This is a genomic window from Pseudomonas cichorii (assembly GCF_003700275.1).
Lineage (GTDB): Bacteria > Pseudomonadota > Gammaproteobacteria > Pseudomonadales > Pseudomonadaceae > Aquipseudomonas > Aquipseudomonas cichorii_B.
The window spans coordinates 1-12,128 of sequence record NZ_RBRE01000017.1 but is presented as its reverse complement, the minus strand read 5'-3'; the positions used below and the strand labels follow the sequence as shown (position 1 = coordinate 12,128).

General features: G+C 60.4%; 13 protein-coding genes. 6 read left to right on the top strand and 7 right to left on the bottom strand.

All coding sequences use genetic code 11. The annotated features are described in order from the left end of the window. Window positions 1–31: 31 nt before the first annotated feature. Window positions 32–505: a sigma D regulator gene (rsd, locus tag ALQ04_RS04920; protein ID WP_122314739.1), complete on the top strand. Its 474-nt coding sequence runs from the start codon at window positions 32–34 to the stop codon at window positions 503–505. Between the two features lie 86 nt (window positions 506–591). On the opposite strand, the gene ALQ04_RS04915 is transcribed toward rsd, so the two are convergent. Then, a complete protein-coding gene (locus tag ALQ04_RS04915; RefSeq protein WP_122314738.1) occupies window positions 592–1,266 on the bottom strand; it encodes an FKBP-type peptidyl-prolyl cis-trans isomerase in 675 nt (224 codons plus the stop codon). A 216-nt stretch (window positions 1,267–1,482) separates the two neighbouring features. On the opposite strand from ALQ04_RS04915, the gene ALQ04_RS04910 reads away from it, so the two are divergent. After that, complete coding sequence (locus ALQ04_RS04910) at window positions 1,483–2,448, top strand: AlgP family protein (protein ID WP_122314737.1); 966 nt, start codon at window positions 1,483–1,485, stop codon at window positions 2,446–2,448. On the opposite strand, the gene ALQ04_RS04905 is transcribed toward ALQ04_RS04910, so the two are convergent. Then, window positions 2,445–2,921, bottom strand: a complete 477-nt coding sequence (locus ALQ04_RS04905; protein WP_122314736.1) for a TIGR02444 family protein — start codon at window positions 2,919–2,921, stop codon at window positions 2,445–2,447. The genes ALQ04_RS04910 and ALQ04_RS04905 overlap by 4 nt on opposite strands. Window positions 2,922–2,967: 46 nt before the next feature. Between ALQ04_RS04905 and ALQ04_RS04900 the strand changes: the two genes are divergently transcribed. The 3 genes from ALQ04_RS04900 (at window position 2,968) to ALQ04_RS04890 (ending at window position 6,180) form a co-directional block, all read left to right on the top strand. After that, on the top strand, window positions 2,968–4,878 hold the full coding sequence (locus ALQ04_RS04900) for an ATP-binding cassette domain-containing protein (protein WP_122314896.1): 1,911 nt from the start codon (window positions 2,968–2,970) through the stop codon (window positions 4,876–4,878). A gap of 16 nt (window positions 4,879–4,894) precedes the next feature. Further along, window positions 4,895–5,488, top strand: coding sequence for a mechanosensitive ion channel family protein (locus ALQ04_RS04895; RefSeq protein WP_122314735.1), 594 nt, complete (start codon window positions 4,895–4,897; stop codon window positions 5,486–5,488). A gap of 65 nt (window positions 5,489–5,553) precedes the next feature. Then, window positions 5,554–6,180 carry a LysE family transporter gene (locus ALQ04_RS04890; protein ID WP_122314734.1) on the top strand — a complete coding sequence of 209 codons (627 nt, stop codon included), beginning with the start codon at window positions 5,554–5,556 and terminating at the stop codon, window positions 6,178–6,180. Window positions 6,181–6,277: 97 nt separating this feature from the next. Here the strand turns inward: ALQ04_RS04890 and ALQ04_RS04885 are convergent, their stop codons facing one another. The 4 genes from ALQ04_RS04885 to ALQ04_RS04870 are packed head-to-tail and all read right to left on the bottom strand — an operon-like array spanning window position 6,278 to window position 9,430. Then, on the bottom strand, window positions 6,278–7,015 hold the full coding sequence (locus ALQ04_RS04885) for a penicillin-binding protein activator LpoB (protein WP_122314733.1): 738 nt from the start codon (window positions 7,013–7,015) through the stop codon (window positions 6,278–6,280). A 3-nt stretch (window positions 7,016–7,018) separates the two neighbouring features. Then, entirely contained in the window at window positions 7,019–7,609 is a 591-nt protein-coding gene (gene lpoB / locus ALQ04_RS04880; protein WP_122314732.1) for a penicillin-binding protein activator LpoB, read from the bottom strand. A 38-nt stretch (window positions 7,610–7,647) separates the two neighbouring features. Continuing rightward, complete coding sequence (locus tag ALQ04_RS04875) at window positions 7,648–8,019, bottom strand: YcfL family protein (protein ID WP_122314731.1); 372 nt, start codon at window positions 8,017–8,019, stop codon at window positions 7,648–7,650. Between the two features lie 13 nt (window positions 8,020–8,032). Further along, window positions 8,033–9,430 carry a COG3014 family protein gene (locus tag ALQ04_RS04870; RefSeq protein ID WP_122314730.1) on the bottom strand — a complete coding sequence of 466 codons (1,398 nt, stop codon included), beginning with the start codon at window positions 9,428–9,430 and terminating at the stop codon, window positions 8,033–8,035. 288 nt (window positions 9,431–9,718) lie between these two features. Here ALQ04_RS04870 and ALQ04_RS04865 point away from each other — a divergent pair, with 288 nt between their 5' ends. Continuing rightward, window positions 9,719–11,605 carry a cytochrome c/FTR1 family iron permease gene (locus ALQ04_RS04865; protein ID WP_122314729.1) on the top strand — a complete coding sequence of 629 codons (1,887 nt, stop codon included), beginning with the start codon at window positions 9,719–9,721 and terminating at the stop codon, window positions 11,603–11,605. 109 nt (window positions 11,606–11,714) lie between these two features. Here ALQ04_RS04865 and ALQ04_RS04860 read toward each other — a convergent pair. Continuing rightward, the coding region (locus tag ALQ04_RS04860) for a methyl-accepting chemotaxis protein (protein ID WP_259644905.1) at window positions 11,715–12,128 on the bottom strand (414 nt) is incomplete at its 5' end.

Sequence of the window (12,128 nt, the reverse complement as noted above, 5' to 3'; positions counted from 1 at the left end):
CCGCATGCCCCTTAAGGGAAGAGAGAACATCATGCTGGAAAGTTGTCGGAATGCTCAGGAACGCTGGGGTGGTGTCAATCTGTTGATTGACCGCTGGTTACAGGACCGTCATGAACTGATTCGCGCCTATGACGCTCTCGGCGATACGCCAGAGTTGCTAGCCGCAGATCGTGACGCGCTGCTGAAATTTTGTGAAATTCTGGTCGACTACGTTTCAGCGGGTCACTTCGAGATCTATGAACAACTGAACAGCGAGGCCCAGGCGTTCAACGATGAGCGCGGGCTTGAGCTGGCCGATACGATCTACCCGCGCCTGGAAGGTATTACCAAGCTTGCGCTGGCGTTCAATGACCGCTGCGAGAAAGGCGATTGCTCGGATGGCGCAGGCTTTGCCAACGAGTTCAAGAAACTCGGTGGCTTGTTGCATGAGCGCTTCGAGCTGGAAGATTGCCTGATCGAAGTCCTGCACACCTCGCACAAGGAAGAGGCCACTTCCCAGGCCTGAGTCATCCTTGTTGTTGTCGAAACGTGTGTATTGCCAAGGGTGCTTTTGCACCCTTTTGCATTTCTGGATCTGCGTTCGGTGTCGGCTTATTGCGAAACAGCGACCAGCTCGATTTCAAACACCAGCGGTGTGAACGGATCGATCAGGTCGCCTGCGCCTTCAGCGCCATACGCCTGCGCCGAAGGAATCACCAGCCGCCATTTTGCGCCTACCGGCATCCCTTGCAGGGCCGTGGTCCAGCCACTGATCACGCTGTCGAGCCGGAACCATTGCGGCTGGGTGCTTTGATCGAAGATCGTGCCGTCGGGCAGGCGTCCGATATAGCGTACTTCTACCCGGCCATTGGCTTCAGGCTTGGGGCCGGTCCCTGCGGTCAGCTCGGTCATCAGAATGCCGTCGGCCAGGGTCTTCACGCCGGGCTTGGCTTTTTCGCTGTCCATGAAGCGCCGCTCCGCACTCAGCGCCGCTTCGCTCTGTGCGTCGGTGCCTGATGCTTCGGCTTGCGTCAGGGCCGCGTCATGCTCTCTAAGAATCTGATCGATGCGCTCTTGTTTGAGTGCCAGAGGCTTGCCCTGGTAGGCCTGCTTCAACCCTTCCATCAGTGCCGTCAGGTCCAGGTCAGGAACCTCCTGATGCAGGCGCTCACCCAGGCTTGCGCCCAGGCTGTAAGCCAGATCATGGGAGTCTTTCCCCGGAGCGGTTTCGCTGGCGTGTGCCAGGGGTAGCAAGAAGAACAACGACGTTAACAGGTAGCGCGACATGAATGCTCTCCGGCCTGGGAAGTCAGCGATTATGCCAGTGCAAGGGCGTGCCGTGATGGCTCTGGGCAAGTGAATTTCGTATTGCTCCCGCAACAGTTGCGTTAATCATTTGTTGTCGTATGCAACAGGGTGCACCTTACGCTGTCAAGATGCCCTAGCGGCGCTTCGGACAGAGGTCTAGTATGGGCCGCAATTTCGTCAGCCAGGAGGTAAGTCATGTCGGCCAAAAAGAAGCCAGTAAACACTCCATTGCATTTGCTCCAACAACTTTCGGGCAGCTTGCTCGAACATCTGGAAGACGCCTGCTCCCAAGCCTTGTCCGATGCCGAGAAACTGCTCGCCAAGCTCGAAAAACAACGTGGTAAAGCGCAGGAAAAACTGCACAAGTCCCGCACCAAACTGCAGGACGCTGCCACTGCCGGCAAGTCCAAGGCCCAAACCAAGGCCAAGAGTGCCGTAGCCGAGCTGGAAGACTTGCTCGACGCACTCAAGGATCGCCAGACCGAAACCCGCACCTACATTCTGCAACTCAAGCGTGATGCACAAGAGAGCCTGAAGCTTGCCCAGGGTGTTGGTCGCGTCAAGGAAGCCGTCAGCAAGGTGCTGACCTCCCGCGCTGCCAAACCAGCGACGCCAGCCAAGACTCCTGCTGCAAGCAAAGCCGTAGCAAAAGCGCCAGTTGCCAAGGGCCCTGCCAAAGCTGCCGCCAAGCCTGCAGCCAAACCGGTTGCCAAAGCTGCATCTGCCGCTGCCAAACCTGCCGCAAAACCAGCGGCCAAGCCAGCCGCCGCGAAAGCGCCGACTACCGCACGGGCAACTGCCGCCAAACCAGCAGCCGCCAAGGCACCGGTAAAAGCGCCAGCTAAAACTGCGGCCGCCAAGCCGGCAGCGGCAAAAGCTGCGGTCAAGCCAGCGGCTAAAACTGCAGCGGCCAAACCTGCTGCGGCAAGCGCGGCCAAGCCAGCAGCGAAAGCGCCAGCCAAGGTTGCAGCGAAACCTGCTGCCAGGCCAGCGGCAAAGACGGCGGCTAAACCTGCTGCAAAACCGGCAGTTGCCAAGCCGACCGCCGCCAAGCCGGCAACGCCGACGCCTGCTGCCAAGCCTGCTCCAGCACCTGCTGCGGCCGCCGCGCCAGTTGCTGCATCGCCAGCCAATGGCGCTACGCCAACCAGCGCTTCCTAAGTCCGGTTAGTGGTTTGATCCGCCGCGACGCGCAGCACATGCAGCGCGTCGCGGTCCTTATCGGCGGCTTCTGCGGCCAGTCCTTGCAGCCAGTTGGGCAAATCATCCGCACCTTCGCCTGACCAGTCCTGAGTCAGTGCCTGCAACCTTTCAAGCAATGTCTGCTCGGCTTCCAGTTCCAGTGCTTTCACGCGCTCACGCAACGAGCCCAACGAGGCATCGAATTGGGCTGCGCTGCGCCATTGGCTGCGCAGCTCGCGCAAGGGACGCACCACTTCATCGTGCCATGGCGTCGCCAACTGTCCGATTTCCTGTAATCGCTGCGTATCGCATTTGACGCCACGCTTGCCCAGCCAGACGCCACACAGCAGCATGCACACGTTGGCCCCGTTGCCTTGCAGGCGCAAACAGGCTTCCTCGACACCGGGCCTTGCATAGAAATCGAGGGTGAAACTCCAAAGGTCAGAAGGCATAGTGATCTACCTGTTTGAGACGAAGCTGGTAGACTCCGCCGCCATTATGATTCGACTTCAAAGCCTTACCTTACAGCGTGGTCCGCAACGTCTGCTAGAAGACGCCGAGCTGACCCTGCACGCCGGCCAGAAAGCCGGCCTGATCGGTGCCAACGGCGCCGGTAAATCCAGCCTCTTTGCCTTGTTGCGCGGCGAGTTGACGCCCGACTCCGGCGATTGCCTGCTGCCTGCCGATTGGCGTATCGCGCACATGCGTCAAGAGGTCGATACCCTTGAACGGCTGGGCGTGGACTACGTTCTGGACGGCGACCTGCACCTGCGCGAGGTTCAGCGTCTGCTTGCCGAAGCCGAAGCGGCTCAGGACGGAGCGGCCCAGGCGCGCCTGCATGCGGAGCTCGACAGCGCCGACGGTTATACCGCCGATGCCCGCGCCCGCAAATTGCTCGCCGGTCTGGGTTTCACCAACGAGCAGATGGAACGTCCGGTCGGCAGCTTCTCCGGCGGCTGGCGGATGCGCCTGAACCTGGCGCAAGCGCTGATGTGTCCTTCGGATCTGTTGTTGCTCGATGAACCGACCAACCACCTGGATCTCGACGCCATCCTGTGGCTGGAAGACTGGCTCAAGAGTTATCCCGGCACCTTGCTGCTGATTTCCCACGACCGTGACTTCCTCGACGCGGTGGTCGATCACATCGCCCACGTCGAGCAGCGCAAGATCACGCTTTACCGTGGCGGCTACAGCGCTTTCGAGCGTGCCCGCGCCGAACGACTGGCCCAGCAGCAACAGGCCTACGAGAAGCAGCAGGTGCAGCGTGCGCACATGGAAAAATACATCGCACGCTTCAAGGCCCAGGCCACCAAGGCTCGCCAGGCCCAGAGCCGGATCAAGGCACTTGAGCGCATGGAAGAGCTGTCCGCCGCGCATGTGGACTCGCCGTTCAACTTCGTTTTCCGTGAGTCCGACAAGATCTCCAGCCCGTTGCTGGACTTGTCCGAAGCGCGTCTGGGGTATGGCGACAAGACCATCCTGGAGAAGGTCAAGCTGCAACTGACGCCGGGTGCGCGGATCGGTCTGCTCGGCCCCAACGGTGCGGGCAAGTCGACCCTGATCAAGAATCTCGCAGGCGAGCTTGAACCACTGAGTGGGCGTCTGGTGCGCGGCGAGAACCTTACGGTTGGCTATTTTGCCCAGCATCAGCTCGACTCGCTGGATGCCAAGGCCAACCCGTTGCTGCACTTGCAGCGTCTGGCGCCTACCGAGCGTGAGCAAACCTTGCGCGATTTCCTGGGCGGCTTCGATTTCCGTGGCGCGCGCCTGGATGAGCCTGTAGTGAATTTCTCCGGTGGCGAAAAGGCGCGTCTGGCGCTGGCCCTGATTGCCTGGGAAAAACCCAACCTGTTGCTGCTCGACGAACCGACCAACCATCTGGATCTGGAGATGCGCCTGGCGTTGACCATGGCCCTGCAGGAATTCAGTGGCGCGGTACTGGTGGTTTCCCACGATCGTCATTTGCTCAAAAGCACTACCGATGACTTCCTGCTGGTGGCCGACGGTTGCGTGCAGGAGTTCGATGGCGACCTGGACGACTACACGCGCTGGCTGGCCGATTACCGCCTGCGCAATGCGCCGGTCAGCAACACGCCGGTCAATGCCGACAAGACCGACAAGAAAGCCCAGCGCCAGCAAGCGGCAGCCTTGAGGCAGCAACTGGCTCCGCACAAGCGTGAAGCCGACAAGCTCGAACGAGAGCTGGGAACCCTGCACGAGAAACTTGCCAAGGTCGAAGCGGCACTGGCCGACAGTGCCAACTACGAAGCGGCCAGCAAGGACAAGCTGCGCGATCTGCTGGCCGAACAGGCCAGGCTGAAGGCGCGTGAGGCCGAGCTGGAAGAGTCGTGGATGGAAGCGCTGGAACTGCTGGAGACAATGCAGGCCGAACTGGAAGCATTGTCGTAAGAGAAGTGAGGAGTCGATGGAATTTTTCGGGTTGCCACTGACGGCCTATTGGATCGAGCCGCTCTGGCTGGGCATACAGATCCTGTTGATCCTGCTGGCGGGTTACGTTTTACAGCGCTTGATAGGGCGTTTTCTGACCGGGCTTGGCGAGCGTTATCCGCTGCCGCCAGAGTTGCTTGTGCCGGTCAGGGGCGGCTTGCGCTGGTTGATCATGGGCAGCGCGTTCGTTGTCGTACTGGGCCGGCTCGGTGTTTCGGCTACCGTGCTGTGGACCGCGCTGTCGGGTTTTGTCGCGGTAGCGGCCGTGGCGTTCTTCGCCATGTGGAGTGTGCTCTCCAACCTGCTCTGCGCGATCCTGATCTTCACCATCGGCCCTTTCCGCATCGGCGATGTGGTCGAACTGGTCGATACCCTGGACAAGCCGGGCGTCAAAGGCCGGGTCGTGGCGATCAACCTGATGTTCACTACCTTGATCGAAATGCCCGAGGCGGGTGGTGCGCTGGTGCAGGTACCGAACAGCCAGTTCTTTCAGAAGGCCGTTCGCCGCTGGCGTGGCAGCGATGTGATTCCGCAGATGATTGTTGAAAAGCCGCTGGGCGAGCAGAAATAATTAGTCATCATTCACGTTAGGCACTAAGTTAGCGGTCATTGGATTTGCTGGGCTTGAGGTGTGTGATGGCGCTCGAAACGTGGCTGGCTTTCTTTGCCGCTTGCTGGATTATCAGTCTTTCGCCCGGGGCCGGCGCGATTGCGTCGATGTCCTGTGGCCTGCAATACGGTTTCTGGCGCGGCTACTGGAATGCGCTGGGCCTGCAAATCGCGCTGGTGGCGCAGATCGCGATTGTCGCGGCTGGTCTGGGCGCGGTATTGGGTGCCTCCGAGCTGGCCTTCAACCTGATCAAATGGTTTGGCGTGGCCTATCTGGTTTACCTGGGCATCAAGCAATGGCGGGCGCTGCCTGGCGACCTGTCCGATGAGTCGGCCATTCGTCCCATCGGCAAGCCGCTGAGCCTGGTGTTTCGCGGTTTCCTGGTCAACATCAGCAACCCCAAGGCGCTGGTGTTCATGCTGGCGATCCTGCCGCAGTTCATTGATCCCGCCGAACCTCTGCTGGCGCAGTACGTGATCATCGCGTTGACCATGGTGGCAGTGGATTCGATCGTGATGGCCGGCTATACCGGGCTGGCGTCCCGGGTCCTGCGCCTGCTGAAAACGCCAAAGCAGCAACGTCGTCTGAACCGTACCTTTGCCAGCCTGTTCGTCGGTGCTGCGGGTTTTCTGGCGACTTTGCATCGCGCCTGAAATCTTCAAACGTGAGGCGACCGGTAAGGATTTATCGGCTTTACCGGCCTCTCGCGAATGAATTTGCTTACTACGCGGATCTGCGACGGGGGCGTACTTAGCGCAGGATTCGCGGTGCTTCATCCCTTGGCAGATTCTGTGGCGTGCTCTGGCCGGTGTATTCCACTTCGCCGCGCAGTTGCTCGCGTAGCTGACGCGCTACATCGACACCGATCGACTTTGATGCATCACGCACCACACGACCGCGGTTAAGGGTGATCTTAACGTCGCGGCTGTTGACCAGCTTGGTGTCCTGCGCTTCACCCATGGCAGTAAACGCCGAGGTGATTTCGTAGGTGCGGGTGTTGATCAGGCTGAAGTCGCCGACGACGGTCAGCCCCATGATTGCCGAATAGCTGTCGGTATTGGCAATCTCGCCCACGTCCTGACGGAAGTCGATGTCCGACAGGGTGCCGAACAATACGTAGTCAGCGCCCTTGAAGCTGCCGCTCTTGATGCGGGCGATGACGTCGTAGACGTCTTCTTTCGCGCCGGTCTTGTAGGGCGTGCCCTGCACCAGCTGGAACAGCCCGGACTTGAGTATCTCGCCCTTGATGTCGCCACTGAATTTCTGCAGCTCGCTCTGTTCGATGTAGCTGGTGCGTGCTTCGTACTCTTCATAGCTCGACGAGCCACTTTCGCTGTAGTAACTCGACTTCGAGTTGCTGTGCGCCGAAACGGTGTGGATGTATTGCTCCACACGTTCCTGATAGGCCATGCCGGTCACTGCGATTTTTGGCGCTGCCTGCGCGGCGAAGGCGCAGGCCATGCCGATAATGCCAATCCATGCACGCATCACTTAACGCTCCGTGGTCTTGCGGATTTCTTTCTCGTCCATCCACTCGGACAGACCGCTCTCGACGTCGATCAATTGCAGGCTGAATTTATAGAAGACGTCCTTGTAATCCTCACTGCGCTTGACGATGGAGCTGATCGAGCCTTCCAGACGATACTTGGCCGCGATCATGTTGCCGGTCTTGGCGACGGTGCTCTGCTTGTACAGGCCGCTCTGGTTCTGCAGCTTCAACTGATCGACCTGGTTCTGCATGGCCGTGTTGTCGCTGGCGAAGCGGGCCACGCCGCTCTTCATCAGTTGGGTCTTGATGGAGGTGGTGATTTCGCGAGTGTCGATGTACTCGCTGGTCTTGTTCTTCACGTCGTAGACCTGAACCACCGGACGACCCTGCAGGATGCCGGACTGCGCCAGGGAGCGGGTCATGCTCTCGGCGATCATGTGCAGGTCGGTGGAGCCGAATTCGTTGGTAATCGTTTCCACGGCCTTGGTGTCGCCGTAGCTGATGTTCTTGCTGCCAAGAACCGGAGAGTTATTGGCGCAACCGCTGGCCAGAAGGGCGACGGCGGCGATGGAGCAAATGCGGATAAGCAGCATGTCTGGACTCTTTTTGGCTGAGCTGGGCAGGGAGCGGATCAAGGCGTGTTGATTTCAATGCGGAAATCGGTGGCCTGCGGAACCGGCGCGATAGCTGGCAGGGTGGTGCCTTGCGTGCCGTAGAGCATCAGGCTTTTCCAGCTTTCCTCGTCCGCGACAGGGAAACCGTCGTTACCCAGCCAGGCGAAGCGGTAGTACATCGTCCTGTTACGGCTGCTGGTGTTGGTCAACTGGACCTTGACGGTCAGGAAGCCGTTTTCGCGAGCCACACGGATGGCGCCGACTTCAATGTTGTCCTTGTCGCCCAGCACTACTACCTTGCTGGCAGCGCTGCCCGGTGCCGGAGGTGGCGGTGTCGCGCAGCCTGCGAGCAGGGCAAGGGCCAGCGCGCCGAAGATCTTGATACGCATGGGGTATCTCCGTTCAGGGTTGTTTGGTAGTGGCAAGGGCTTGCGGAACATTCGTTGGAATGACATGAGCGGCGAGGCCATTGGTGAAGACCTGATTGCCCAGCGCACGCAGAGTGACGACCTGATAGCGCTGATCGACGTTTACCTCGACGTGGGTACCGCCCAGAGCGCTGGGCAATACGACCTGATGCTTGCCCTGGGTCAGGCGCAGTCGCGCCACCAGCGTGTTGTCCGGCAGGGTGCGCCAGGTGCGGGTGTCGGCGCCTTCGGTAATCGCCGAGGCGATACCGAGGGCCAGGCCGGCCAGCGGATTGACGTCGTTGATCTGCTTCTGCGCCACGCCACGGCTGATGGCACGCACCGTGGTGCGCAGGATGATGCCCGGCATGTCGTCGCGCAGGGCACGGCGTGACATGTCGGTGGTGCTGTTGAGCAGCGTCAGGTTGAGCGGCTGGCCATCCAGGCTGATCTGGTTGAATACCGGGGTGCCGGTATCGGGCTTGATGACCGGGAACGACAGCGGGGTGATGACCAGATTGCCGCTGATCGGCAGTGGCAATGGAATATTCACCGAGTCACGCGCCGGAGCGAAGCCGCTCTGGACCACCAACAATACTTCGCTGTTGCCATCCTTGCTGGCGGCGGCATCAAGGTCGGCCAGGGACTTTTCCAGCAATGGGGTATTGGGGCGCAATTCGGCAGCCTTGCGATAGCCCGGCGCCGCGAGGTCTTTTTCCCCCAGCGCTTCGTAGACGAAACCGGCCAGATAATGGCTGAACGCACTCTGGTAACTGTTTTTCAGAGCGACGACTTCCGGGGCATCCAGCGACTCGACCGGGTAACCCTTGAGGTCGATGAACCGGGTTTTCATGCCTTTGCTTTCGGCGGCCTGTTCGCTCTTGAGGTATTCCTTGTCGCGCAGGTCGGCGATCACCGCTTCCCGTTCATGGGTTTTCTTGATTTCGCTGCGGGCGCCGTCGAAGTCATTCTGGCCCAGCAGGTTGAGCGCCATCTGCGTGGTCAGCATGACCTTTTCATAGTCATAGCCTTCGTAGCGACGCACCTTGTCGTTGATCAGGAAGCTGCCGAACTGGGCGAGGTATTTGTCGGTGTCGAGCTTGACCGATTCTTCCCACCGGAATACGACCTGATCGGCTGTACGCCAGGCGGCCTGGCTACCGGCGAAATCACCCTTGGAGCGCAGCAGTTCGCCTTTCTCGAAGTAATAGAGCAGGTCTTTGTCTTCGCCCTGGTTGTTCTTTTCCAGGGTGCCCAGGGCAGCATCGACATTGCCGCCAGACAGTTGCTGGCTGGTTTCCTTCAACTCCGAGTCATAGCTGCGGAACACGGAGCAACCGGCCAGCTGGACAGAGGCGATCAGCGCCAGCACGGTCAAGAAACGCAGGGGCATGGGATTATTTCCGTCAATCGATAGCCGGGAAGGGCTAATTAAGTCCGTTTGGACATGCAGCAAGGTGCTACATAAGTATGTGTCTCGAAAAAGCCGGGCGATTATAGGCTTCGTGTTCGGGCTTGCAATGTCATTTTGATGTCATTGGGTGCGATTGCGTTACGGCGAGCCTGCTGTTCAGCTTCAAGCTGTTAGTAATGTTTTGTCACAAATATGCGGGCCGAGTATTGAGTCGAGGCAGAGGGAAGGGAACAATGCAGCGCATTGCATTCCTGTCGAGATTTACCCATGCCTTCGCGTTCCCGTTTCATGGCCTGGCTGTTGCTGCCCCTGCTTGCGCTGGGCAGTTCCATCCTGTTGGCCGACCCCGTCGATGGCGCCGCCCAGGCGCTGCATCTGCTGGACTATATTGGCGCCGATTACCCGGCCACGGTGGCGGACGGCAAAGTCATTGATGAGTCTGAGTATCGGGAGCAGGTGGAGTTTCTCGGTGCCTTGCAGGGCCTGATCGTCACCCTGCCACAGCGTGCGGAACGTGAATCGCTGGAGCAGGGCATCGCCGCTCTGCAGGACGCCGTGAACCAGCGCCAGGATGGTGCGCTGGTCGCTCGCCAGGCTCGTCAGTTGGGAGCGAAGCTGGCGGTGGCCTATGAAGTCAGCCAGGCACCGGTCATTACGCCTGATCCGGCGCGGGGCGCGCCGTTGTATGCGCAGAATTGCTCGGTCTGCCATGGCGATGCCGGCGCGGGCGATGGTCCGGCAGGCATTGGCCTGACACCGCCACCCGCCAATCTGCGGGATGCGGCGCGGCTGGATCGCCTGAGTCTCTACGATATCTACAACACCCTCGGGCTTGGGGTAACCGGCACCGATATGCCAGCGTTTGCCGACCAGCTGGATGATCGCCAGCGTTGGGATATCGCCACCTACATTGCCGGTTTCAGTGCGCAGCCGCTGAGTACGCCGGCCAAGACTTTCAATCTCGCCGATCTGGCTCGCCAGACTCCAGCGGAAGTCAGTGCCGCAGAAGGCCCTGAGGCTGCCGCGACCTTCCGTGCCCAGCGGGCACAACCGCCGCAGGTCCAGCGCGGCCCGGCGCAACTGCTCGACTACACCGGCACCACGCTGGACAAGAGTCTGGCGGCCTACGCTGCCGGCGATCATGAACAGGCTTACGACCTGTCGGTTGCCGCGTATCTGGAAGGCTTCGAGCTGGTCGAAAGCTCGCTGGACAACGTCGATGCCAACGTACGCAAGGACACTGAAAAGGCGCTGATGGCTTACCGGCAGTCCTTGCAGGACGGTCTGCCGCTGGCGCAGGCGGCGCAGAAGCTGGAAGTGGCCAAGGCCAGGCTCAAGGCGTCCGCCGACCTGCTGGGCAGCGATGGCCTGAGTGTTTCCCTGAGCTACATTTCCGGCCTGCTGATTCTGCTGCGCGAAGGGCTGGAAGCGATTCTGGTGCTGGCGGCGATCCTGGCTTTCCTGCGCAACACCGGTCAGCAATCGGCAGTGCGTAGCGTCAACGTCGGTTGGGGGCTGGCGCTGTTGGCCGGCCTGGCGACCTGGGCGCTGGCGGCTTACGTGATTGATGTCAGCGGCGCCCAGCGTGAACTGCTGGAAGGCGCGACGGCGTTGTTTGCCAGCGTCATGGTGTTGTGGCTGGGCGTCTGGATGCATGATCGTCGCCATGCTGCGGCCTGGCAGGATTACGTGAAAAGCAGTCTGGTCGGCGGCGGTGGGCGTTTCGGTTTCGCCGTGCTGGCGTTCTTCTCGGTTTATCGCGAGTTGTTCGAGGTCATTCTGTTTTACGAAACCCTGTGGCTGCAGGCCGGTCCCGCCGGGCACAACGCGGTATTGGCCGGGGGCGCCACGGCGCTGGTGCTGCTGGTCGGGCTGGCCTGGGTGATCCTGCGTGGTTCGGCAAAACTGCCGTTGTCGTTGTTCTTCGGGATCAACGCTGCGCTGCTGTGTGCGTTGTCGGTGGTATTCGCCGGGCATGGCGTCAAGGCGCTGCAGGAAGCCGGTATCTTTGGCACCCGGCCAGTGCCGTTCTTCGAGTTCGACTGGCTGGGGATTCACGCCGATGCCTATTCGCTCAGCGCGCAGGCGGTTGCATTGCTGGCGATTGCCGTGCTGTACGGTCGCAGCCGCTTCAAGACTCAGCCCGCAGGTTGATGGCGGCCTGAGCTTGTTACAGGCATGAAAAAGCCCCGGTTGCCTCTTGATGAACATGTCATGAAGAGGCGAGCCGGGGCTCTTGCAGGTCCTGACGCGCTTTCAGGTATCAGCGGAAGCGGTCAACTTCCAGGCGCAATTCAGATGCCAGCGAGTTGAGCTCTTCGGCGGTGATTGCCAGGTTGGACACCACTTCGCGCTGTTCGCTGTTGGCCATGGCGATGCTTTGCAGGTTGCTGCTGAGCATGGTCGCGGTGCTGCTCTGCTCTTGCGTGGCGGTAGTGATCGCCGCGAACTGGTGACCGGCGGAGCGGCTTTGTTCGTCGATCTGGGCCAGTGCAGCGGCAACCTTGGCGTTACGCGACAGGCCTTCCTGCATCAGGACGTTGCCCTGCTGCATGGTGCTGATGGCGTTGCCGGTCTGCTGCTGGATGCTGGCGATCATGCCGGAGATCTCGTCGGTGGCCTGACGAGTGCGCGATGCCAGGCTACGCACTTCATCGGCTACCACGGCAAAGCCGCG